The sequence below is a fragment of the Streptococcus rupicaprae genome (assembly GCF_040545225.1).
GTDB classification, from domain to species: Bacteria; Bacillota; Bacilli; order Lactobacillales; family Streptococcaceae; genus Streptococcus; species Streptococcus rupicaprae.
Genome location: NZ_JBEPLO010000035.1, coordinates 1 through 20,938, shown reverse-complemented (window position 1 = coordinate 20,938; position 20,938 = coordinate 1). Strand labels below are relative to the sequence as shown.

General features: G+C 46.4%; 29 protein-coding genes and 1 pseudogene. 11 read left to right on the top strand and 19 right to left on the bottom strand.

The window, feature by feature from the left end:
* Positions 1 to 76: 76 nt before the first annotated feature.
* Positions 77 to 529, bottom strand: a complete 453-nt coding sequence (locus tag ABID29_RS11355) for a TetR/AcrR family transcriptional regulator (RefSeq protein WP_354366236.1) — start codon at positions 527 to 529, stop codon at positions 77 to 79.
* 133 nt (positions 530 to 662) lie between these two features.
* On the opposite strand from ABID29_RS11355, the gene ABID29_RS11350 reads away from it, so the two are divergent.
* The 3 genes from ABID29_RS11350 to ABID29_RS11340 are packed head-to-tail and all read left to right on the top strand — an operon-like array spanning position 663 to position 2,865.
* A complete protein-coding gene (locus tag ABID29_RS11350) occupies positions 663 to 1,805 on the top strand; it encodes a pectin acetylesterase-family hydrolase (protein WP_354366235.1) in 1,143 nt (380 codons plus the stop codon).
* A 14-nt stretch (positions 1,806 to 1,819) separates the two neighbouring features.
* On the top strand, positions 1,820 to 2,548 hold the full coding sequence (locus tag ABID29_RS11345) for an alpha/beta hydrolase (RefSeq protein WP_354366234.1): 729 nt from the start codon (positions 1,820 to 1,822) through the stop codon (positions 2,546 to 2,548).
* Entirely contained in the window at positions 2,548 to 2,865 is a 318-nt protein-coding gene (locus ABID29_RS11340) for a hypothetical protein (protein WP_354366233.1), read from the top strand. The genes ABID29_RS11345 and ABID29_RS11340 overlap by 1 nt, the downstream gene beginning before the upstream one ends.
* A gap of 88 nt (positions 2,866 to 2,953) precedes the next feature.
* Here the strand turns inward: ABID29_RS11340 and ABID29_RS11335 are convergent, their stop codons facing one another.
* Complete coding sequence (locus ABID29_RS11335; RefSeq protein WP_354366232.1) at positions 2,954 to 3,334, bottom strand: MerR family DNA-binding transcriptional regulator; 381 nt, start codon at positions 3,332 to 3,334, stop codon at positions 2,954 to 2,956.
* Between the two features lie 76 nt (positions 3,335 to 3,410).
* Between ABID29_RS11335 and ABID29_RS11330 the strand changes: the two genes are divergently transcribed.
* From ABID29_RS11330 to ABID29_RS11300, 7 genes and pseudogenes are all read left to right on the top strand, one after another.
* Positions 3,411 to 4,394 carry an alpha/beta hydrolase gene (locus tag ABID29_RS11330; RefSeq protein ID WP_354366231.1) on the top strand — a complete coding sequence of 328 codons (984 nt, stop codon included), beginning with the start codon at positions 3,411 to 3,413 and terminating at the stop codon, positions 4,392 to 4,394.
* Positions 4,395 to 4,420: 26 nt separating this feature from the next.
* The gene (locus tag ABID29_RS11325) at positions 4,421 to 5,509 is read left to right on the top strand and encodes a YncE family protein (RefSeq protein ID WP_354366230.1); all 1,089 of its coding nucleotides are present in this window, start codon (positions 4,421 to 4,423) and stop codon (positions 5,507 to 5,509) included.
* 49 nt (positions 5,510 to 5,558) lie between these two features.
* A complete protein-coding gene (locus ABID29_RS11320; protein ID WP_354366229.1) occupies positions 5,559 to 6,047 on the top strand; it encodes a nuclear transport factor 2 family protein in 489 nt (162 codons plus the stop codon).
* A gap of 163 nt (positions 6,048 to 6,210) precedes the next feature.
* Positions 6,211 to 7,032 (top strand): glycosyltransferase family 8 protein, encoded by an 822-nt coding sequence (locus tag ABID29_RS11315; protein WP_354366228.1) that lies wholly within the window; start codon positions 6,211 to 6,213, stop codon positions 7,030 to 7,032.
* Between the two features lie 13 nt (positions 7,033 to 7,045).
* Positions 7,046 to 7,243: a polysaccharide deacetylase family protein gene (locus ABID29_RS11310; protein WP_354366227.1), complete on the top strand. Its 198-nt coding sequence runs from the start codon at positions 7,046 to 7,048 to the stop codon at positions 7,241 to 7,243.
* Complete coding sequence (locus ABID29_RS11305; RefSeq protein WP_354366226.1) at positions 7,167 to 7,901, top strand: polysaccharide deacetylase family protein; 735 nt, start codon at positions 7,167 to 7,169, stop codon at positions 7,899 to 7,901. Before ABID29_RS11310 ends, ABID29_RS11305 begins: the two co-directional genes overlap by 77 nt.
* 57 nt (positions 7,902 to 7,958) lie before the next feature.
* A pseudogene (locus tag ABID29_RS11300) lies at positions 7,959 to 8,048 on the top strand (SAM-dependent methyltransferase); the annotation flags it as partial.
* A 446-nt stretch (positions 8,049 to 8,494) separates the two neighbouring features.
* Here ABID29_RS11300 and ABID29_RS11290 read toward each other — a convergent pair.
* The 17 genes from ABID29_RS11290 to ABID29_RS11210 all read right to left on the bottom strand — a co-directional run bounded on the left by ABID29_RS11290 (position 8,495) and on the right by ABID29_RS11210 (position 20,488).
* Positions 8,495 to 9,001, bottom strand: a complete 507-nt coding sequence (locus tag ABID29_RS11290) for a tRNA (cytidine(34)-2'-O)-methyltransferase (RefSeq protein ID WP_354366225.1) — start codon at positions 8,999 to 9,001, stop codon at positions 8,495 to 8,497.
* 270 nt (positions 9,002 to 9,271) lie between these two features.
* Positions 9,272 to 9,568: a membrane protein insertion efficiency factor YidD gene (gene yidD / locus ABID29_RS11285; protein ID WP_354366224.1), complete on the bottom strand. Its 297-nt coding sequence runs from the start codon at positions 9,566 to 9,568 to the stop codon at positions 9,272 to 9,274.
* Entirely contained in the window at positions 9,565 to 10,290 is a 726-nt protein-coding gene (locus tag ABID29_RS11280) for a pseudouridine synthase (RefSeq protein ID WP_354366223.1), read from the bottom strand. Before ABID29_RS11280 ends, yidD begins: the two co-directional genes overlap by 4 nt.
* Before the next feature lie 44 nt (positions 10,291 to 10,334).
* Positions 10,335 to 10,904, bottom strand: coding sequence for an SMC-Scp complex subunit ScpB (gene scpB / locus ABID29_RS11275; RefSeq protein WP_354366222.1), 570 nt, complete (start codon positions 10,902 to 10,904; stop codon positions 10,335 to 10,337).
* Positions 10,888 to 11,607: a segregation/condensation protein A gene (locus ABID29_RS11270; RefSeq protein WP_354366221.1), complete on the bottom strand. Its 720-nt coding sequence runs from the start codon at positions 11,605 to 11,607 to the stop codon at positions 10,888 to 10,890. Before ABID29_RS11270 ends, scpB begins: the two co-directional genes overlap by 17 nt.
* 48 nt (positions 11,608 to 11,655) lie before the next feature.
* On the bottom strand, positions 11,656 to 12,393 hold the full coding sequence (xerD, locus tag ABID29_RS11265) for a site-specific tyrosine recombinase XerD (protein WP_354366220.1): 738 nt from the start codon (positions 12,391 to 12,393) through the stop codon (positions 11,656 to 11,658).
* Positions 12,380 to 12,850, bottom strand: a complete 471-nt coding sequence (cbpB, locus tag ABID29_RS11260) for a cyclic-di-AMP-binding protein CbpB (RefSeq protein WP_354366219.1) — start codon at positions 12,848 to 12,850, stop codon at positions 12,380 to 12,382. Before cbpB ends, xerD begins: the two co-directional genes overlap by 14 nt.
* Positions 12,847 to 13,362, bottom strand: coding sequence for a metallophosphoesterase (locus ABID29_RS11255; RefSeq protein WP_354366218.1), 516 nt, complete (start codon positions 13,360 to 13,362; stop codon positions 12,847 to 12,849). The genes cbpB and ABID29_RS11255 overlap by 4 nt, the downstream gene beginning before the upstream one ends.
* On the bottom strand, positions 13,356 to 14,321 hold the full coding sequence (locus tag ABID29_RS11250; protein WP_354366217.1) for a nucleoside-triphosphate diphosphatase: 966 nt from the start codon (positions 14,319 to 14,321) through the stop codon (positions 13,356 to 13,358). Before ABID29_RS11250 ends, ABID29_RS11255 begins: the two co-directional genes overlap by 7 nt.
* Positions 14,318 to 15,112, bottom strand: a complete 795-nt coding sequence (racE, locus tag ABID29_RS11245; protein WP_168548501.1) for a glutamate racemase — start codon at positions 15,110 to 15,112, stop codon at positions 14,318 to 14,320. The genes ABID29_RS11250 and racE overlap by 4 nt, the downstream gene beginning before the upstream one ends.
* 47 nt (positions 15,113 to 15,159) lie before the next feature.
* A complete protein-coding gene (locus ABID29_RS11240) occupies positions 15,160 to 15,396 on the bottom strand; it encodes a YneF family protein (protein WP_354366216.1) in 237 nt (78 codons plus the stop codon).
* 155 nt (positions 15,397 to 15,551) lie between these two features.
* Positions 15,552 to 16,586 (bottom strand): oxidoreductase, encoded by a 1,035-nt coding sequence (locus ABID29_RS11235; RefSeq protein WP_354366215.1) that lies wholly within the window; start codon positions 16,584 to 16,586, stop codon positions 15,552 to 15,554.
* Positions 16,587 to 16,599: 13 nt separating this feature from the next.
* A complete protein-coding gene (locus ABID29_RS11230; protein ID WP_354366214.1) occupies positions 16,600 to 17,856 on the bottom strand; it encodes a diaminopimelate decarboxylase in 1,257 nt (418 codons plus the stop codon).
* Positions 17,857 to 18,010: 154 nt separating this feature from the next.
* Complete coding sequence (locus ABID29_RS11225; protein WP_354366213.1) at positions 18,011 to 18,235, bottom strand: YcxB family protein; 225 nt, start codon at positions 18,233 to 18,235, stop codon at positions 18,011 to 18,013.
* A gap of 253 nt (positions 18,236 to 18,488) precedes the next feature.
* Complete coding sequence (locus tag ABID29_RS11220) at positions 18,489 to 19,172, bottom strand: Bax inhibitor-1/YccA family protein (RefSeq protein ID WP_354366212.1); 684 nt, start codon at positions 19,170 to 19,172, stop codon at positions 18,489 to 18,491.
* 33 nt (positions 19,173 to 19,205) lie between these two features.
* Positions 19,206 to 19,703 carry an HD domain-containing protein gene (locus ABID29_RS11215; protein WP_354366211.1) on the bottom strand — a complete coding sequence of 166 codons (498 nt, stop codon included), beginning with the start codon at positions 19,701 to 19,703 and terminating at the stop codon, positions 19,206 to 19,208.
* A 44-nt stretch (positions 19,704 to 19,747) separates the two neighbouring features.
* A complete protein-coding gene (locus ABID29_RS11210) occupies positions 19,748 to 20,488 on the bottom strand; it encodes a TrmH family RNA methyltransferase (RefSeq protein WP_354366210.1) in 741 nt (246 codons plus the stop codon).
* A 35-nt stretch (positions 20,489 to 20,523) separates the two neighbouring features.
* On the opposite strand from ABID29_RS11210, the gene ABID29_RS11205 reads away from it, so the two are divergent.
* A complete protein-coding gene (locus ABID29_RS11205) occupies positions 20,524 to 20,799 on the top strand; it encodes an acylphosphatase (RefSeq protein ID WP_168548509.1) in 276 nt (91 codons plus the stop codon).
* Positions 20,800 to 20,938: the final 139 nt, after the last annotated feature.

The window sequence follows — 20,938 nt, the reverse complement described above, 5'->3', positions numbered from 1 at the left end:
ATTATAATTATAAACCATGACATGGGAAAACGAGCATCTCCAACTGCGGAAATGCTCGTTTTTGTCTATTCTGAAACTAGTTTTTGCCCAGCCTCCTGAAAAAGCCACCGACAATAAATTGCAGGTGAAAATCATCCGTCAGATGGCCTAGCCGTTCTTGAAAATACCGATTTAATTCTTCTTCCAACAAGTAGTCCAAGCGATTGGCCATGAGCAAGCGAATCGGCTCCTGCTGCCCATACCAAAAATCAAAAAACTGCCGCAGGGCTAGCATCAAATGGGCATCCGACCAATCCGAAAAATCCATCTCCCGCCTCTCCAACCAAGCCTGCATCTCATGATGGAGGGAGCGGACCAGCACCTCCTCCTTACTGGTAAAATTACGGTAAAAGGTCACTCGCCCCACACCAGCCCGTGCCACCAGTTCAGATACGCTAATCTTCTCAAAAGGCTTGACCGCAAGCAAGTCCCACATCGCCCCAATCACGCTCTCCACAAACAGCGATTCCTGCCGCTTAACCTTGTCCATGCGAAACACTTCCTCTCTTTTGTTTCCTTTTGGAGCAATAGCAGAGCTAGCACTAGTTTTCCAGCCCATCATCTGCTATACCAACAAAACAGAAACACTTGTTTCTAAAATTATACCACAAGAGGAGATAATCGTGACCAAACAACCCTTCTACAAGAAAAAATTTTTTAAAGTTTTTACAGTTATCCTAGCTAGCCTTGCTTTAATTGGTTTCGTTGCCTACAAACAGACCTTTGGCTGGTCGGCACCTGAACTCAGACAAGAAACTCCTGATGTTGGGAAATGGTACCGCCTCAGTCCTGATGGGATGGTCGATTCGACTGGTCAACCAGCCCACGGTTTGCTGAGGATTGGCAAGGACAAAAACAAGGTCATGGTCTATTTCTTTGGCGGTGGTGCCAGTATCAATGCTGAAACAGCCGCAGCTGGTAAGGCCTTCTACGCCACCTCAACCAAGCAACAAGATTTTGTCGCTACCTGGGGGATTGGTAGTTCTCAGGAAGACAATCCTTTTAAGGACTGGACAATCTTAGCCCTACCTTATAGCACTGGGGATTTTCATTCTGGAACAGGCGAATTTGCCTACACCGACAAAAACGGCCAACAAAAAATCCTCCATCACAAGGGTTATCAGAACTTGATGACCCTGATGGCTGAAGCCAAAACCTATATGGGCAATCCTGATACCCTTCTGGTCACAGGATTTTCAGCTGGTGGTTTTGCCACATCCCTCCTGGCTGACGATGTGATTGACCAGTTTCCAACCGCAAAAAACATCACTGTGGCAGTTGATAGCTCCCTCTTGTTGCATGAGGATTGGAAGGGCATTGCCGAAAGGGTGTGGCAAACGCCTGACCACATCAGCAACCGCCTGACCTCTAAAAATCTGGTCCTGGATAGCCTGGTCGCCCTCCATGATAAGCGAGGCGATACCGTCAAAATCCTCTTTGATAGCTCCTATCGTGACGGCATTCTCCAACAATACCAGAACTATATTGACAAGGGACAACTGGCTGACCCGACACCTGAGACTAGCCAGCAGTTTCAAGCTGAGCTGAAAACCATGGTTGACAGCCTGCAAAGCCGTATCGACGGTATCGGTATCTACATTTGGAACTATGACCAAGATGACCAGACAACCGCTACCCAACACACGACCATCAATTTCACGACCTTCTTCACGCCCATGACAGATGACAAAAGCATTGCCGACTGGATGGCTGATGCCGTTAATGGAGAAGTCAAAAGCTATGGCTTAGACTTATTGAACAAGTAGAAAGGACTTCCCTAATGGTACAGAAGAAAAAATCCAAACGACTCTGGAAGGTTTTAGGGCTTACCCTAGCCAGTCTAATCGGCCTATTTAGCCTCCTAGCGGGAGCTATTGCCCTCAAACCCCAACTCGTCATTAGCGTCATTCAGTCAGCTATGTATCCGAATGGCAAGGCCATTAATCCGACAGAACCGCTCAATCCCCCTTCACAACAGGTCAAGGAAAATGGGATTTATTTCCGAAATGACATTAAATATGGATCAACTTATCCCAACTCTTTCTTGGATATTTCCTATCCGTCTGAGGATACCAGTGTTGATAGGCCAACTATTATCTATTTCCATGGTGGAGGGTTTTTCGGTGGCGATAAGGCTATGGGTGATCCCTTAGCGGCAAATAACGATAGCAACTATCTTTTTGATAAGCTAGTCCAAGAAGGCTACAATCTTGTCAATGTCAACTATGTTCTAGTTCCTGAATATCACTTCCCAGACCCCATTATTCAGATGAACGAAGCGGTCAACTATCTGGTGGCTCATCAAAAAGAGCTCGGTCTTAATATGAACAAGGTCATTTTCTTTGGACAATCAGCTGGTGCTGTTATGGTTGGCCAGTACGGCGCCATTCTGTCAAATCCTGACTACCGAGCTCTCTATCCCTTGACCCAAGACCCAAAACTCACCAGCGCTCAAGTCCAAGCGATGCCCCCTTTCAAATTCCAAGCGGCAATCTGGCACTGGACCTGATGATATCAAATTATCTGGATGATAACCTCTTGTGGCAACAGAAAGAATTGCTCCAGTCATACAATCCCATCCCCTATCTGACCGCTGACTACCCACCTTCAATCATGCTAGCAGGAACGGCTGACGGATTCCCAGAAGATATGAGAGCCTTTAGTGACAAGCTCAGTCAACTGGGTGTCACCAATACCTACTTTCATACAGACGAGGAAACCTACGGCTTAACTGCCCATGGCTACCTGTCCAACCTTAAATACGATAAAACAGGAGCAGCTCAGGCTACTTATGAGATGATTTTAGACTTTATCAGTCAACCATAGTGTTTATGTGATTTCTCAAACCAATCATCAAACAGCTGCCCCTTAGCTTCAGGAACAGCTGTTTTTGTTTTTTTACTTGGCTAAGAAGTTACAACTGATCCTGCAAGGCTGCCAGTTGAGAAACTAATTCACTCTGGGATTCGAGTAAACCAGACAAGAAGGTCTTGAGCTGACCCAGTTGCGCAATCTGCTGGTCTATTTCCACCAAGCGGTCACGGAGGTTGGCCTTGGCCACATCGGTCAGGTCGTGTTTTTGTCGCAAGTCCTCTAAAAAGACCCCGATGTCCTTGAGGGAAAAACCACTTAGGGTCATGTCCTTGATAAAGCGGGCAAGGATGAGGTGCCTGTCTTCATAAGAACGGTAGTTGTTATCTCCACGGACAGGAGCTGGCAGGAGGCCAATTTTTTCATAATAACGGACGGTAGAAATGGCAAGACCACTGCGGGCGACAAATTCTTTGCTGTTCATGAGACCTTCTCCTTGACTATAAAGTTACTTCATAGTTTATACTAAAAAAGTCCAAAACACAAGAAGGAGAAAAATCATGAAAAAACACCTGAAACGAGCAGGCCTGATCCTGCTCACCATCACAGCTCTGCTATGGGGCTATGCCCGCCTCATCCAACAACGGTCCCTGGCCAGCTGGGTAGTGGAACGCTACTTTTGGTTGAATGGCACTAAGAAGGAGCTAGAGGAGCAGCCAGAAGAGCAATTTGAAGCCTTTCTGGCTGAGCAGCAGGCCATCAGCGACCAGCCTTTTGCCAAACCCAAGCTTTCCCAAGAGGTGACGGAAACCACGGTGGACGGCATGCAGGTTTTCAGCTGGAACGACAAGCAAGACCCCAACCAAAAGGTGCTTTTTTACATCCACGGCGGTGCCTATGTGGCACAACCAACCCCTCAGCATTTTTCAGCACTGGATAACCTGTCAAAAGCCTTGGAAGCCAAGGTGGTCTTCCCCATCTACCCCAAGGCGCCTGCCTACACCTATGAGGACGCCTTCCCCAAGATGGAGGCCCTCTACAAGCAGGTCCTTGCAGAGACGGCCGACCCGCTCAACATCACCCTTATGGGCGACTCGGCTGGCGGTGGCTTTAGCCTGGGCTTTGCCATGTACGCCCGCGACCACAAGCTCCCGCAACCCAAGGACATCATTCTACTGTCGCCTTGGCTCGATGTCGCGACCGATAACCCAGAAGTGGCAAACTATGAGGCGGTTGATCCCATGTTGTCGGCTTGGGGCCTCAACCGTGCTGGTGAGCTTTGGGCCAATGGCAGAGCTAACATGGACAACCCTTATGTCAGCCCCATTTACGGTGACTTTGACGGTTTAGGTAAGATTTCCATCTTTGTCGGTACTCACGAGATTTTCCTGCCAGACAACCAAAAACTCCATAACCTCCTGACCCAGCAAGGCATAGACCACAACTATATCCAAGCAGACAAGATGAACCACGTCTACGCCATCTACCCCATCCCTGAAGCCAAGGAAGCTCAGGAGCAGATTGTGGACATTATCAAGCAGTAAGCGACTGCTAGTTAAGCGAGGACAGGATGACAAAACAAAAGCTTAGAAAACGACTACTAGCGACCCTCCTCAGCCTGCTGGCCCTTCTTGTCATCAGTTTTGGGGGCAGCTACCTTTACTATTCGACAGGCCACCAGACAGAGGACCCCGAGGGCCTAGCCTCCATTCAAGGCCTCAATAATGCCGAGGACATGGTCCAGCTGGGCGACAGCCAGTGGGTCCTGACAGGTAACCTTGGCGACAAGAGCTGGCAAAAGGGCGGCCTCTACCTAATTGATGCTAAGACCATGACCTGGGAGGAGGCTGAGATTGATTTCTCAGCTGCCCCTGCGGCAGGCTACGAGACTATCAAAGAGCCAGAACTCTTTTCTGCCCACGGCATCGCCATGAAGCAGCTCGATGACACCAGCTTTGAAATCTATGCCGTCAATCATGGCGGCCGAGAATCCGTTGAGGTTTTTGACTTGTCCATAGCAGGTGATAAGCCGCAGATTCGCTGGAAGGGCTCGGTACCGACACCTGATGGCATGGTGGGCAATTCCGTTGCTCCCTTGTCAGATGGTTTTCTGGTGACCATCCCCATGACTGAGACCGATGTTGGCACCTTCACCGATTTTCTGGCTGGGAAAGCTACCGGCACCGTCTATAAATGGACCGCCGGGGCTGGTTATCAGGAGCTTCCCCAGGCCCGATTAGCTGGCAACAACGGCATCGCCGTCTCTCCTGATGAACAATGGGCCTTTATCAATGGCTATTCGGATAAGACCGTCACTAGGATTAGCCTGGTCGATGACAAGGCCAAGCCCGTGACTGTCCCTGTCTCTTTCTTGCCAGACAACATCCGATACAGTAGTGATGGGAGCTTGTTGGTAACGGGTCAGGACACCCATATTCTGACCGTGGTCCTCTTGACCAATGGAACGGATATTGGAGTATCCCCATCCGATACAGCCGTGGCAGAGCTGGACCCTGACACTATGACAGTAACAGCGGTCTTGGATTTGCCAACATTTCGAGCCTTCGGTGGCGGGACAACGGCCCTCTATGTTGGAGACGACCTCTGGGTATCCTCCTTCAGAGCCCATCGGATTATGGTCGTCCCTGACGCCAAATAACTTCATCATTACGACACGAAACTCATAGAAACTAGAAAGAGGAACAATTATGGAAAAACTAACACCTGAAAAAGCCTTGTGGCTGGCAGAACGCTACTACAAGGGCATGGAAAAACGCGATGCCTCCATGGCCAGAGAGTTTTATACCGAGGATTTTGTCCTCCAAGATGACGGGGCTGTGGATTTAATTCGAGGCATTGACGAGGCAGAAGCCTTCTTGCAAAACATGTACAACACCTGGCCAGACCTCAAGTTTGAGCTGATTAGAGAGCCTGCCATCGGTATTGACGGCGTGACCGTTGCCTTTCTGGTCCGAGCCACCTCATCACGCAAGAGCCGTCGGAAATTTACAGGCCCTACCGCCCAGTGGGAATTTGCCAGCTTTTACACGGTTGATTTGGAGCAAGAAAAATTCAGCGCTGGCCGTTGCTGCTTCAACATGCTGGACCTCTACGAACAGCTCCTACCTGTACCAAAACGGGGCAGCAAATGGTTCCGCAAACTGGAAGCTATCTTCACAGGCCAACAGGTCAAATAAGGACGGTCACAAAACTTCCCCGTCCGCTACCCTTCCTTGTGGGAATAATAGCTGGCGCTGATAGCCTTCCCTCCCTCTCGGAGGGTTTTTGGTTTTTTTAGCGAGAACTTGCCAGCCCCCACCTATTTTGTTATACTGGTCAAAAAAATTTGAAAGGAACCCCATGAACCTCCTCTTTTCCATTGATGACGGCTACGTTCGTCAGTTTCAAGTCACCCTATATTCCCTGATTAAAAACAGCAGCAGTCGCGATGTTCAGGTCTATGTCCTGCAAAAGACCCAGCTGGCTGCCCACGAGGCCATCAGCCAGTTCTGCCAGAACTTGGGCGTCACCTACCACCCTGTCATTATCGGGGAAGGGGCCTTTGAAACAGCCCCAACCACCGACCGCTACCCCGAAACCATCTATTACCGGCTCCTGGCCCACGAGTACCTGCCAGCTGACCTGGATAAAATCCTCTACCTGGATGCGGACATGCTCTGCATCAATGACCTGGCTCCTCTCTATGACATGGATTTGGGAGAGCAACTGTATGCGGCAGCCAGCCACGTCGAGGATTCGGTGGTCAACGAAGCCGTCAACAAGCTCCGTCTGGGCAACTATGAGGCCACCAGCTACGTCAATTCAGGGCTCTTGCTTATGAACCTGACCGCCATTCGAAAAACCGTTAAACGGGAGGCCATCATGGCCTATATCGAGGAAAAAGGCCCCGTCCTCTTCCTGCCTGACCAGGATGTCCTCAATGCCCTCTACGGCCACCAGATTGCCCTGATTCCAGACCAAATTTACAATCTGGATACCCGCTACCTGACCTTTTACAAGCTCAAAAGTGGCGGTGAACAGGATTTGGACTGGGTCATGCGGCACACGGTCATCCTGCATTTCTGCGGTCGAGACAAGCCCTGGAAGTCCAGCTATCGAGGCAACTTCGCTGGTCTGTATAAACACTATGAGGTTCTGATGAACCGGGATCAGTCTGGCTGACTATCGGGCGATTTTGCGAGAGGGCAAATCTGCTCCTGAAAAGGCGATTTTGTTAACCTTTGATGATATTACCAGCGATTTTTATGATAGTGTCTTCCCAATCCTGACCCAGAACGGGAAAATGGCTACGCTTTTTGCTGTTAGTAACTGGATTGACCAGCCCTATCGGTCAGACAAAAATCCCTGTTTTGGTCTACCACAAGGTTGTTGAACAACCAGCTACAGATGATCCTTTTGAGTACCCCCTATCGCTCTTTGAGGTACAAATGAGTTATCTCAAAAAAGAAGGCTACACGACGCTTAGTCTAGCAGACTATAAAGATATCTTGTTAGGTAATCAATCCGCACCAGCTAAGCCTATTTTATTGACCTTTGATGACATCACCGCAGACTTTTATGACAATGTCTTGCCCATCCTCACTGCAAATGAACAAACAGCGACACTCTTTGCCGTTAGTGATTGGGTGTCCGCCACGCCTGAAATGGAGGACTGGATTGACCAGCCCAAGTACTTGACCAGTTCTCAGCTCTTAGAACTTGAACAAGCAGGTTTTGCCATTCAAAACCATAGCAAGACTCATCCACACCTCGGCCAGTTAAGCTTGTCAGACAAAGAGCAGGAACTTCTAACAGCTAAAAACAGGCTGGAAGACCTGCTGAAACAGGACGTCACCACCATCGCCACCCCTTATGGCAATCACAATGCAGATACACTGACTGTTGCTAAAACCTTACAGACAGATTTGCTCTTCACTGGTCAAACAGGCATTCCCTCATCAGAATTGTCTGATCCCTATCAGTTGCTACGGATAAGTCTTTTGCAGAGCCTCAGTTTTGAGGAGTTTTTGGATTTTTTGTTAAAGCACTAAAAGATTAGCTAAAAATAAGGGAAAATGAATCGACAGCTCCATATATTTGGAGGGGAAATGATCCAACGACCAATTCATCTTTCGCACGAATTTTTAGCAGAGGTTTTAGATAAGGATGCGGTAGCAGTTGACGCCATACAGAAGAATCCTTCTTGCTTATTGCTGGTGGTTATAACACCGATTGGATAACTGCGTTTCTCAAGCAAGTATCTGAAGCCTCCTCAAATGATTATCGTTTACTCATTATAAAACTGTATGACACAGAACAAGTACGCTAGAGAAGCCTGCCAACATTGGCTTTAAGCCCCTTCCTCTCCTTATACGCCTGAGATGAATCCTATTGAACAAGTCTGGGCTGAGATTCGTCAGAGAGGCTTTAAGCATAAGGCCTTTAAGGCACTTGACGATGTCATTGACAAGCTGCAAGAGGTAGTACAAGGATTAGATTGTTCAGTTTTAAAAAACCATCGTCAACAAACAAGGATTACAGCAAGTTCGTTTCTGATTTTAGATGAATGTTCACTTCTTCAAACACTCCTATAACATAAACATGGACCGAGCAAGCTTTTATTGCCTGCTCGGCCCATGTTTATTTACTTCAGTTTATCCCCTTCATAGGTGTGTGTCAATTCCAGTCCAGCAAATCCCTGTTGCCTCAAGGCCTCGTAAACAATCATGCAGACAGTATTAGAGACATTGAGGCTCCTGACATGGTCGTCATTCATTGGAATTCTTAAGGCTTGCTCAGGATAGGACCGCATAAACTCTTCAGGAAGCCCCTTGTCTTCTCTTCCGAAAATAAAGTAATGGTCCTTGCCGTCTGCAAAAGTTTCTTGGGCATAGACCTTGTTAGCAAACTTAGAAATCAAGTGCAACTGCCCAGAACATGTTTCTAAAAAATCGTCTAACGAATCATAAAAATAAAGATCCAACTTATCCCAATAATCCAAACCCGCCCGCTTCATCTTGCGATCATCTATCGGGAACCCCATCGGACGAATGATATGCAAAGGGCTATTGGTTGCTGCGCAGGTACGGGCTATGTTTCCCGTGTTCTGAGGAATTTGTGGTTCAAAGAGGACAATATGATTACGAGCCATTTCTTTCTCCTTAGATAAAAACAACGCCAGCCGGAGTCAAGCTCAGCAACTGGCGTAGTCTGCTATTGGTTAACTTAAATCACAACAGGTTTGATGTAAGCCAATCAATTTCTAGTCTAGTATACCATTCTGGCTACCAATGTCAAGGGTTTTGACTGTTTTTTGATTGTTTTCTTGCTATTTCTGAGAGCTTTCTGAAAAACATGGGCTAGTGGTTTACAAGTCGTTCGAAAACCATAACTGTTTGATAGCATAAGGACTAGAAGATAATTATTTGAGCCTATCAGACTCGCTAAAATCGCTGTCCTTATCCGTCACTCTCAGGTGCTTCTTAGCTGGTTGACGCCGCAACCGAAAGGTGTCTGGAACAGGATCATCCCCTAAGGGGCTAAAGGGATGGCATCGCAGAATGCGCGCTATTCCCATCAAAACACCCTTGTAGCCATGCTTTTCAATTGCCTCGATCATGTAGTTGGAGCAGGTGGGCCGAAAGCGACACGTCGGTGGCGTCAAGGGAGACAGATACCGCTGATAGAGACGGACCAGCCTAATGAGTCCTTTTTTCATTTTCTTTTGCGAACAGCCAATTCATGGAGTCTGGAGATCTCTTTTTTATTGAGACGGCGCGATTCTCCTGGGCGAAGCCCTGTCAAATCCAGATTTCCAAACTGGGTCCTAGACAGTTTGTCCACCAGTAAACCAACTGCCTCAAACATCTTCTTGACCTGATGGTTGCGACCTTCGTGGATGGTCAATTGGACAACGGAACGCCCCTTGGCTGGATCGACCTTCAAAATCTCATAGACCGCTGGCTTGGTCTTTTTCCCATCAATCACTACACCACGCGTCAAGGGACGCAGAATCTCCTTGGTCGCAATGCCCTTGACGCGAGCGATATAGACCTTGTCAATCTCGTTTCTTGGATGGATCATCTCATCTGTAAAATCCCCATCATTGGTCAAAATAAGCACACCAGATGTATCCCAGTCTAAACGGCCAACTGGGTAAATCCGCTCCTTGACCTGAGGCAGAAGATCAATAACCGTCTTACGTCCCTTATCGTCTGATACAGAGGAAATCACCCCTCGAGGTTTATTCAGCAAGTAGTAAACTTTTTCCTCGTTATAGACAGGAATGCCCTCTACTTCAACAAGATCTCCTGATTTAATGGTAGTGGCTAGCTCACGAACCACTTGTCCATTCACTGTCACTAATCCCTGTTTAATAAGCTCTTCTGCCTTACGACGACTGGCCACTCCAGCATGGGCAATAAATTTATTGATACGCATGTTTTTCCCTTTATTTCTATTTTCTAAAGACGGTAGCAACCCAGTTACTCCTCATCTGACAGGAGCGCCTGCCCACCAAACAGTTGGCTTTCTTCCTGAGTTAGATCCAAATCTGTCACTTCCGGCAATTCTTCTAGACTATTGATTCCGATAAAATCTAGGAAGGCTGCTGTTGTCGCATAAAGCCTTGGACGACCGATGACTTCCTTGTGTCCAATTGCTTCGATCAACTCAAAGGTCACGAGCTTAGCCATGGCTGCGCTAGAATTGACGCCACGAATCTCATCCACCTCAAGTCTGGTTATCGGTTGTTTGTAAGCTACGATAGACAGGGTTTCTAAGAGAGCACGAGACATACTCTGATTAATAGGTGTTCTGGAGTAGCGCTGCAGAAGTTCCGCATGCTCTTCCTTAGTCACCAAACGGTATCTGTTAGAGGATTGGAGCACCATTAAGGACGATTCTGTGTCCTTATCGTATTTCTCGATTAGCCTCTCCAATGATTGGGTAAGACCTGTAGCTGGTAATTCTAACACTTCTGCCATCTGGCGCAAGCTCAGTCCTTCTTCTCCCGCTACAAAGAGCAAGGCTTCAATTTCAGCTAGTCGGCTCATATGTCTCCTTTTGCAAATAAATCTGACCAAAATTTTCCTCTTGAACGACCGTCAACACTTGAATTTTGACCAATTCCAAGGTCGCTAAGAACATCGTGATCAACTCACTCATGGACTGGCTAGCTTGAAACAACTGCTGTAAACAGAGCGTCCGAGTATCTGAAAACTGCCTTTCAATATAGGCCATCATATCCTCAATTTTATAATCATCGGCTTCAATGGTCGCATGGTTTTGCTTAAAACTTTCCTTTTTTTGCGCCATAATCTGAGAAAAAGCTAAGAAAAGGTCAATGCTAGTCTTATCTCGCTTCAAGCTAACCTCTTCAAAAATCAACTCCTGCCTTGGTTTTGAAAAATGTTGGGCTCGCAAGTCGTGTTGCTCTGATAATTTTTGACTTAACAGTTTAAACTTACGGTATTCTTCCAGCTGGTTGAGCAAGTCCAACTCAGGATCATCGTTGACCTCCTGCTCCGCCACCACCTTGGGAAGAAGCTTTCGACTCTTAATCAACATCAATTGACTAGCCATGAGCATATAGTCACCAGCCACCTCTAAGCGCATGGCCTGTAGGGTCGCAATATAGGCCAAATATTGTTCAATAACCTCAGTAATTGGTACATCGTAGATATCCACCTGATATTTGGAGACCAGATGGAGGAGGAGGTCCAATGGACCCTCAAAATCTTTAATCTTTATATCCATTTCTTCTTACCAAGCGTCTCCGCTTTGCCGCAGTTAACTGCTTATTTTTTAGATGTACTGGTATTTTGCCAGACTAGCCACCGTCTTAAGCCCCAATGCCTTAGCAATATCTGTCAGAGATTCTCCGGAAGCTACTTGCCGCACAATATACTGCTCTCTTAATTTTTGGGCAGTCACCTCTCCATAACCTACACTTGACATAAATTCACGGAAGCGAGTGAAAAACCATTGCCGCGAGTATGGTTTTGGACCTTTCCCAAATAGAAACCCTTCCGGATTCAGTCCTTCTAAATAAGGGAAGAGAGAGTCTGGCAACTTCAGCACGCGCTTATGCTCTGCCTTTGTAATGGCCAAAACACCATACTCCAGATTCAAATCTTTAGCTTCCAGGGCTAAAATCTCACTCGGCAATAAGCCCAAGGTCAAAATCAATAGAGCCAACACCTGCCCCTTCTGGTAAGGGGTCTCCAACCATAGTTGCGAAAAATCAAGTTGTTCTACTACAGTTTTTTCCTCTAAGATCGGCTGCGATAAACCTGATAACCTGTGGTAGGTTTTTAAATGTCCAGAATCATAGAGATAATAGAGGAATTGATTGACTGCTGATATCTTACGCTTTTGCGCACTAGGTTTTAAGTTTCTCAGAAACTGTTGATACTGGGCTAGGGTAGTAATATCAATATCGCCAGCCACTACCTGTCGAAACTGCTCTAAATCATAGCGATAAGCTGACAGGGAATTAGCTGACAAGCGCTTATGCTTTAGAAAATCATCAATGACTGTCATCTTTTTCCTCAATCTCATGCGATTGACCAAAATGATGCAATAGACTATTAATGGCCTTCAAAATCGCTTTCCGGGTGATGATGCCTTTGAAGTAACCATCCTTATCAACCACTGGCAAGAAGGACTGTTCAATCAGCTCACTCATGACCTGCGTCAAACTGTAAAAATCACTGACGTAAGGCACATCTGTTTTCACAATACTGCAGATATCCCGATTGAGTTGCTCTTCTGTCAAACCATGTTCTACCTGGTAGCGAATAATCTCTGTCAAGCCAATGGTGCCAACAAATTTTCCCTCCTGAGTTACCACAGGAACACGGGAATAGGTCATATGCGACAACAAAAGCTTGGCATGGTCCATATTATGGGTATCGATCAGGACGGCCAGGTTTTCAGCCGGGGTCAAAAACGTCTCTTCGTGGGAACGTAAAAATTCTTTAAAAAGTGGATGAATCATCGGTTTATTGTCCTTGTTAGTGGGGTATAGACGGTATGTTCACGGTTCAAATAGGCAATCTCATAGCGATCTGGATAAATATCAATCCTAGCATAGAGGCATTCTTTCACCATCCCTCTAGGCTGACTGATAGAGCCAGGATTGAAAAAGAGACAGTTGCCCCTAACCTCAGCAGCAGGGACGTGAAGATGTCCATAAAGGCAAAGGTCTGCCGCCACCTCTTCTGCCCAGTAATCTAATCGACTCCAGCCAAAATTAATTCCCTGAAGATGCCCGTGGGTCTGAGCAATGTTCACACCATCAATGGAGGTTAGCAACCGTTCTGGAAAATCAGACCAATCACAATTGCCTTTGACTACATGAATGCCATCCCAAAGGCTATCGCTCGCTTCCAGTTCGGAATCCCCATTGTGAAAAATCGCCGCTACTTTCCCTTGGTAGCGTTGCTTGATCTCCTGAACAATGGCCCGATCACCGTGGGAATCACTAAGCACAACAATACGACTTACCATGTTGGAAAGACCTCCAAAAGTTTCTTCAAGGCCAAGGCGCGATGGGATTGACTATTTTTTTCTTCGGTGTTTAATTCAGCCGCCCTACGCCCTGTATCTGCCACGATAAAGAGTGGATCATAACCAAAGCCATGCTCGCCTTTCATATCATAGGCGATAAAACCAGGCCAATCAGCTTCAACAACCAAGCTTTCCTTACCTGGTTTAGCCAGGACTAAGGTGCAGTGGAACTGGGCTGAACGTGCTTCTTGGTCAAAGACAACGGATAGCTCATGCAACAGCTTTTGATTGTTTCGCTCATCCGTTGCACCAGGTCCGGAAAATCTAGCAGACCAGACACCTGGTAGCCCACCCAAGGCATCCACCTTTAGGCCTGAATCATCTGCCAAGACAATCTTTCCTGTCAATTGGGCAATCGTTTCCGCCTTCAGTCGAGCGTTTTCTTCAAAAGTCGTTCCTGTTTCTTCGACCTCTGGCAGGTCTGGGTAGGCATTTAAGTTTTCCACACCGTAGCCTAGCTTCTGAAAGAAGGCTCGAAACTCATTGGTCTTTCCTTCGTTGCGAGTGGCAATCAGGATAGTATCACCGAATTGCTCGGTCTGTCCCATAAACTCCTTCAAAGGAAGACCTTCCTTTGGTAAATGAACTAATCTCAATTGCTCACCTTCTGTCACTAAAGTAGCACCTCTATGCTGGCTTACTTGAAAATGACGGCCATGGGCATCATTAAAGCTATCCAGAACAAATTTGATCAGCTTAAAAGAAGAGGAATAGCGGATCACATGAACCTGAAAGCCCTTATCCGGATTTTCATAATCACAGTCCAAAATATCCGTCAAATCCCTTCGGATCATGTCGAACACCTCATCTCCCGAAAAAGCAGAAATGTAAGGAAAGCCGTCTAACTTAGCCACATACCAATCTTGGTCATCTTTGTATTCGTAAATTTTTTCTGTCATAGTCGAATCTGCTCCACTTGAATTTGTCTATCCAGCCAGTCTTCTGCAATGATTTTGAAGGCTTCTGGACTGGCTGTCGTGTAAAATTGATGTTCCCCTGAAGACTGGTTTCGGTCATGATTGATTTCAAAATAATTGAGCAAGACCGAAATATCACGCGCCGTCTCTGCTCCGCTATCAATCAGCTTAACCTCTGGTCCCATAGCGTGTTGAATAATAGGCCTTAACAATGGATAATGGGTGCATCCCAAAACCAGAGTATCAACCTTGCCTTTCAAGGGCTTGAGCGTCTCATAAACAACCTTCTTCGCCAGGCTTGATGTCATCTCGTTTGACTCCACCAAAGGAACAAACTTCGGACAGGCTAGGCTGACCACTTCTGTTTCAGGGGATAAGCTCTGAATTTTCTGCCTGTAAATATCCGAGCAGACCGTCATCTGCGTCCCGATAACCCCGACATGGCCTGTCTGGGTTGACTTAATCGCAGCAGATGCTCCTGGTAAAATAACCCCCAACACAGGGATCGGCAAGGCCGCCTTAACCTCTTCCCAAACAACAGACGTCGCTGTGTTACAGGCCAAGACAATCATCTTGACATCCTTGGTCAAGAGAAAATTAACCATCTGCCAAGTATATTCCCTAATCTGTTCAGCTGTCCTTGGACCATAGGGCGCCCTAGCCTGGTCTCCCACAAAAACAACCCGCTCATGGGGGAGTTGGCGCAAACATTCCCGAACCACTGTCAAGCCACCTACACCTGAGTCTAAAAAGCCTATGGGTCTATTGTCCATCTCTTATCTCCAAAAGAGACTGGGCAAAACCCAGTCCCTGTTTATCTCTATTTTTTCTTAACGGCTTCTTTTTGAGCATTTTTAATTTGGCGATAAACCTGCTGTACTTTGGCCTCATTAGGTTTTTGCCCCATAGAGCCCATCATCGCACGCACGGCATCTACATTTAAACGCGGGTGTTCCAACATCTCTTTTTCCACTTGCTTACGCAACAAGAACGCACCCAAGAACATCCCACCACCAAAAGCAAGAATAACTATTAAAATCCATAAACCAGTACTCATGTTTATCTACTCCTAAGTTTTAATCCCTTGTATTATACCAAAAATGACAGGATTTTGAAAGTTAAAAACAGCATTTTGATCTGGAAAACCTTTTTTTCAGCCAGTCTACCTTAATCTCAGGTCAAGCACTTTGTCTCCTCTAGCGTCGCACTTGCCTAAAGCTGCCCCCTAGCATAGGAAGCATTATAAGGCTGGTAATCCCTATCTCCAAGAACTTTCGCAGCATCTGCTAGCCAGTTAGCTTGGCGTAGAAGGGCTCTACCTTGCAAAATTAAATCAGCCTGCTGGCTCTGCAAGAGATATTCACACAATCCTGGATTGTCCAAGAGTCCCACCACAGCAACTGCTGTCTCGCCTGTTAACTTCTCTTTGATAGCCGACGCATAAGGCACTTGGTAGCCTGGCACCAGAGGAATGTCTGGTTTTGTGTTCACAACGCCACCTGTTGATATATCGATACAAGATACCCCCAGTTCCTCTAACCATTGGCTCACCTGAATCCAATCCTCCAAACTATTTTCACCTGGGGCGTAAGCTCTCACGGACAGACGAACCCAAATCGCCCCTTCAAAGACCTCTTTGGTGCTCTCAAGCAACTCCTTTAAAAAACGGAACCGATTTTTTAGATTACCACCATATTGGTCCTTGCGGTCATTGGTCAAAGGAGATAAGAATTGATTGATCAAATAACCGTGCGCTGCATGCAATTCAACCATATCAAACCCTACGCGTTGGGCTCGGCGAGCAGCTGCCACAAATTGAACCTGAACCGCTTTGATGTCTTCTAGGCTCATCTCTTTTGGACAAGCGTAAGCTGCACTGAAAGGCTTGGCTGATGGCGCCAGGGGACATTCTGCGTCCTCTGCCTTGCGGCCGGCATGGGCTAGCTGGATCCCAACCTTGCTGCCAAAACGATGAAGGTCAGCGACTAAATCTTTCAAACCGCTAGTATGCTCATCATTCCATATCCCTAAATCACGATTAGTGATGCGCCCTTCTGGACTGACTGCAGTCGCCTCGAGAATAATCAAGCCGACATTTCCCAGAGCCCTGGCCCCATAATGGACCATGTGAAAGGGGGTCACTCGACCATCTTGCTCGTGCACCTCATACATGCACATGGGTGCCATTACCAATCGATTTTTAAGCTCTAAACCAGCAATTTTAGCGGGGGATAACAACTGACTCATGACCTATTCTCCTTTATGCCTCAAAATCAAAGCCATAAACAGTTGCCAGATAGTCCTCAGGCGTCTCCGCGCGACGAATCAATCGTGCACTACCATCTTCCTGCAAAAGAACCTCGGCAGATCTCAACTTAGCATTATACTGATAACCCATGGCAAAACCGTGTGCCCCTGTGTCATGGATGACTAAGAGGTCTCCAATACGTGCTTCTGGCAACTCACGATTAACCGCAAATTTATCATTGTTCTCACAGAGGGAACCAACCACATCCACTGTCTCTATATTGCCCTCTGGATTGGATAGATTAGTGATATGGTGATAGGCTCCATAAAAAGCCGGGCGCATTAAATTGACCGCGCAAGCATCCACACCAACATAGGTGCGGTAGGTGTCTTTGCGATGAATCACTTCGGTGAGAATATGCCCGTGAGGTCCGGTCATAAAGCGTCCCAATTCAGTACACAGTCGCACTTCTCCCAGACCAGCTGGGACCAAGATCTCCTCATAAACCTTACGAACTCCCTCACCGATAGCCAGGATGTCATTGGGTGTCTGCTCAGGCCGATAGTCTACCCCAACACCACCAGAAAGGTTGATAAAGGTCAAGTGAACGCCCGTTTCAGCCACAACCTCGACAGCCAACTCAAAGAGTTGTTTAGCCAGGGCAGGGTAGTAGTCATTAGTCACTGTGTTGGAAGCAAGGAAGGAATGGATCCCAAACTCTTGAACCCCCAAATCTTTCATCTCTTTAAAGGCCTGGATCAGTTGGTCCTTGGTCATCCCAAACTTGGATTCTTCAGGATGGTCCATGATGTCTGTCCCCATAGCGAATACTCCCCCTGGGTTATAACGACAGGACATGACTTGAGGCAATTGGCCATCCAATGCTGCTTTGACAAAAGCCAAGTCTTCATAAGCATCTAAATTGATAATTCCCCCTAATTCGGCTGCCAATCGATACTCTTCGGTAGGAGTATTGTTGGAGGAGAACATGATTTCGTGACCAGCAAAACCTAACTTTTGACTCATCAAAAGCTCCACATAGCTAGAACAATCGACGCCACAGCCCTCTTCTTGGAAAATTTTCAAGATAGCTGGCGTCGGTGTTGCCTTAACCGCAAAATACTCCTTAAATCCTTTATTCCAGGAAAAAGCCTGATTGAGGGCCCTGGCCTTCTCACGGATTCCCTTTTCATCATAGAGATGGACAGGTGTTGGAAATTTCTCGGCCAATCCTTGTGCTTGCTGTAGAGTGATAAATGGTCTCTTCATCGTGTGCTCCTTGTCAGTATGACTTAGTCGTCATACTCTTGTATTTTACCTTTCATTTTACCAAAATTCTTGTTGCTTTAAAACTGAAACCTCTTTGCCCATAAAAGAAAGGCGAGTTGACCTTCTTCAAAAAGCCAACTCGCCAGTTCTCTAGTTACTTGTCACGCGCCATCTGATCCTGAATTAACGCCAAAACCCTTTCAGGACAATCGCTCTTCTTTAGAACCAAGCCACTCTGCTTGCTTAGCATGAGGTAAATATCTTTCTTGGTTTCATAGATTCTGAAAATATTGGCATAACAGACCCTTTGAATTCCACTGATAGTCCGGACTTCAACCCCTTTTTCAGTAAAATAAAATTCTTGCTTGAAATCCTGCAACAGTCTACTCCTTTGCCAAATCATCAGCTCACCTGTCAAGAAGACAAGTAGCGGAAACAGCGTGGCCAAGACAAGACTCAACAGCCGTTTCTCAGGCGAGGCCAGTGCAGCTATGATCAGAAGGCAGAGCATTATTAAAACAACAACTAACCAAAGAAAACTATTTCTAAGAAGAAGATACCTCAAGAATTGACGCTGACGTTGACGATCTATAACTGTAGATATACTTAGGGGAAAGTCCATAGGAACCCTCCTAATCCCTACGAGCAAAAATATTGAGAAGGTGGATAAAGAGGTTGATAAAGTCAAGGTAGAGGTTAAGGGCCAAAGATACGATCCATCCCATCGATACCTGGCCATTTAATTCCTCATAAACCAGGCGCATCCGTTGATTATCCCAAGCAATCAAGCCTGCAAAAATCAGAACAGATGCTAGAGAAACCATAAAGGACATGGCGCCACTGCCGATAAAAATATTAACAAGAGAAGCTATAATTACTCCGAGAAGGGCTGCCAAGCAGAATTTGCCAATAGCTGACAAATCTTTCTTGGTCACTAGACCGATCACAGCCATGACCGCAAACATGACCGCTGCACTCACAAAGGCTTGCAAAACAGTCGTTTGCGTGTAACGTGCAATGACAAAACTCAAGGTATAGCCATTAACCGCTGAATAAATAAGAAATAAAGGCAAGGCCATCGGTGTATTTCTAGCCGCAGCACGTGAAGCAAAGAGCACCAAGCCTAACTCCCCAAAGATAATCAGGTATAAAACCATCGGCGATCCCACTAACACATTAATGAGGTGTTGCTGAAAGACCGTTAACATCAGGCCACTAACGACCGCTGATAGCCCGATTCCCATGGCCACAAATCCATATACCTTAGCGTAGAACTGGGACAGCCCAGTTTGTGTTTGAATGATGGTATTGTTCATTTTTTCTCCTTTGTATCCTTGTAATGTATCCTTTTAACGTTTGAGCATCTTGCGGTGGAACAGCTGGCGTCTTCGTGACTTGATAGCCTCTCTAAAAGGCGTAATGGCCTCCTTAACCGCCCAATACTTATCGACTGCGGTCACAATATAGCTCTCCTTGTAGCGCGGTGGTGCCAGAGTCGCTCCCCACATGTGCTTAACAATAATATCCTCTTCTTTTTTGTTGATGTCGGTCACTTTGCGGGCGTTGCGCAGGGCAATTCTTGGGTGGACCCAGGCATGGCTCTTGTTAAATTTGGTATCGCGCCAATCATAGTAAAACATGTCATGCAAGAGCCCTCCCCTAGCCGTTGCCTTGGCATCCCAACCTAATTTTTTAGCAATCTTATAACTGGTGTAGCTCACATTGATCGAATGTTGCAAGCGCGTAGAATGATGGTGATGAACAATAGCCTCCATCCGCTTGACCCTAGGGTTATCGATTAATTGGCCAACATAGGCCATATATTCCTGATCTTTCCAATAATCCATACGAGATCCTCCTTTCAGGTTCTCTTTATCATACCAGACTTAGCTTAAAGCAGGCTAAAGATGACAATGCCTGCTGCGACAGCTACATTGAGACTCTCTGCCTGACCTGGCATCGTAATATGGGCGAGATGAGTCGCTGCATCTGCCACTTCCTGACTGATCCCTTGTCCCTCATTTCCCACAATCAAGGCAAAATCTGACAATTTTGGCAATGCTCTGTAGTCAATAGAGGTCTGCGACAATGTCGTTGCTATCAAAGGAAATTCCTGCTGGCGTACCTTAGTCAGGAAATCCTGCATGGGCAACCGGTAAATAGGGAGGTGAAAATGGCTACCCTGCATTGACCGCAAGGTTTTTAAATTGTAACTATCTGCCGTTTTCTCTGAAACAATCACACCAGAATAGCCGGCAGCATCCGCCGTCCGAATCAAAGTTCCCACATTACCAGGATCTTGAACATCTTCCAAAACTAAGAATCGACCAGCTAAAACCTTTGGCAAGGGATTAACAGTCCTTTCGACCTCTACCACTATTCCTTGAGGGGACGGACTTTCTGCTAAGTCTTTTAAAATCTCATCTGTTACCTGAATGGCCTGAGGATAGTGTGCGACCCGTGATGCAAACTTTTCTGTCACAAAAATCCGACGCATCCTGGCTCCAGCAGCCACAGCCTCTTCAAAAAGATGCCAGCCTTCAATCAAGTAAGAATCCACTCGATGCTTTTTCTGGTGAAGTTTTCTGGTTTTTTTGATTACAGAATTGGCTTTAGATGTTATAATTTCCATAAGACTATTATACCATATGATGGAAGGGGATTTCTATGAAAAAGGTTAAAATGACAGCTTCCGGCAGAGTACAGGGCGTCGGGTTTCGCTGGGCAGTGATGGCACGCGCTGTCGAACTAGGCGATATCTATGGCCGTGTCTGGAACAATGACGATGGCACCGTAACCATCCTCGCTCAGTCTGATAATGCCGATAAAATGGCTCAGTTTATCCATGATATTCGTCAGGGACCAAGCCGCTTCGCTAAAGTAACCTACCTTGATGTGACCTTAACCTCATTTGATGATTTTAAGGATTTTAAAGTCAAGTGATGGACACGCCAAACGCATGAAGAAAATTTTGTTTTCAGAAAGCTAGATTCATAATGACAAAATCAATCAAAGTAGTAGACTATAGATGAGGTGACTACGATGATTGATTTTATTATTTCTATTGATGATTGCGCAGGTG

Bases quoted from the DNA above. Each gene is read 5' to 3' on its own strand.
- ABID29_RS11270 (WP_354366221.1), bottom strand. From the start codon at position 11,607: ATGGATATAAAGATTAAAGATTTTGAGGGTCCATTGGACCTCCTCCTC.
- ABID29_RS11355 (WP_354366236.1), bottom strand. From the start codon at position 529: ATGGACAAGGTTAAGCGGCAGGAATCGCTGTTTGTGGAGAGCGTGATT.
- ABID29_RS11315 (WP_354366228.1), top strand. From the start codon at position 6,211: ATGAACCTCCTCTTTTCCATTGATGACGGCTACGTTCGTCAGTTTCAA.
- ABID29_RS11230 (WP_354366214.1), bottom strand. From the start codon at position 17,856: ATGAAGAGACCATTTATCACTCTACAGCAAGCACAAGGATTGGCCGAG.
- cbpB (WP_354366219.1), bottom strand. From the start codon at position 12,850: ATGATTCATCCACTTTTTAAAGAATTTTTACGTTCCCACGAAGAGACG.
- ABID29_RS11330 (WP_354366231.1), top strand. From the start codon at position 3,411: ATGAAAAAACACCTGAAACGAGCAGGCCTGATCCTGCTCACCATCACA.
- ABID29_RS11210 (WP_354366210.1), bottom strand. From the start codon at position 20,488: ATGGAAATTATAACATCTAAAGCCAATTCTGTAATCAAAAAAACCAGA.
- yidD (WP_354366224.1), bottom strand. From the start codon at position 9,568: ATGAAAAAAGGACTCATTAGGCTGGTCCGTCTCTATCAGCGGTATCTG.
- ABID29_RS11255 (WP_354366218.1), bottom strand. From the start codon at position 13,362: ATGGTAAGTCGTATTGTTGTGCTTAGTGATTCCCACGGTGATCGGGCC.
- ABID29_RS11335 (WP_354366232.1), bottom strand. From the start codon at position 3,334: ATGAACAGCAAAGAATTTGTCGCCCGCAGTGGTCTTGCCATTTCTACC.
- ABID29_RS11220 (WP_354366212.1), bottom strand. From the start codon at position 19,172: ATGAACAATACCATCATTCAAACACAAACTGGGCTGTCCCAGTTCTAC.
- ABID29_RS11325 (WP_354366230.1), top strand. From the start codon at position 4,421: ATGACAAAACAAAAGCTTAGAAAACGACTACTAGCGACCCTCCTCAGC.
- ABID29_RS11280 (WP_354366223.1), bottom strand. From the start codon at position 10,290: ATGCGTATCAATAAATTTATTGCCCATGCTGGAGTGGCCAGTCGTCGT.
- ABID29_RS11205 (WP_168548509.1), top strand. From the start codon at position 20,524: ATGAAAAAGGTTAAAATGACAGCTTCCGGCAGAGTACAGGGCGTCGGG.
- ABID29_RS11340 (WP_354366233.1), top strand. From the start codon at position 2,548: ATGATATCAAATTATCTGGATGATAACCTCTTGTGGCAACAGAAAGAA.
- ABID29_RS11250 (WP_354366217.1), bottom strand. From the start codon at position 14,321: ATGACAGAAAAAATTTACGAATACAAAGATGACCAAGATTGGTATGTG.
- ABID29_RS11290 (WP_354366225.1), bottom strand. From the start codon at position 9,001: ATGGCTCGTAATCATATTGTCCTCTTTGAACCACAAATTCCTCAGAAC.
- ABID29_RS11320 (WP_354366229.1), top strand. From the start codon at position 5,559: ATGGAAAAACTAACACCTGAAAAAGCCTTGTGGCTGGCAGAACGCTAC.
- xerD (WP_354366220.1), bottom strand. From the start codon at position 12,393: ATGACAGTCATTGATGATTTTCTAAAGCATAAGCGCTTGTCAGCTAAT.
- racE (WP_168548501.1), bottom strand. From the start codon at position 15,112: ATGGACAATAGACCCATAGGCTTTTTAGACTCAGGTGTAGGTGGCTTG.
- ABID29_RS11240 (WP_354366216.1), bottom strand. From the start codon at position 15,396: ATGAGTACTGGTTTATGGATTTTAATAGTTATTCTTGCTTTTGGTGGT.
- ABID29_RS11345 (WP_354366234.1), top strand. From the start codon at position 1,820: ATGGTACAGAAGAAAAAATCCAAACGACTCTGGAAGGTTTTAGGGCTT.
- scpB (WP_354366222.1), bottom strand. From the start codon at position 10,904: ATGAGCCGACTAGCTGAAATTGAAGCCTTGCTCTTTGTAGCGGGAGAA.
- ABID29_RS11215 (WP_354366211.1), bottom strand. From the start codon at position 19,703: ATGGATTATTGGAAAGATCAGGAATATATGGCCTATGTTGGCCAATTA.
- ABID29_RS11235 (WP_354366215.1), bottom strand. From the start codon at position 16,586: ATGAGTCAGTTGTTATCCCCCGCTAAAATTGCTGGTTTAGAGCTTAAA.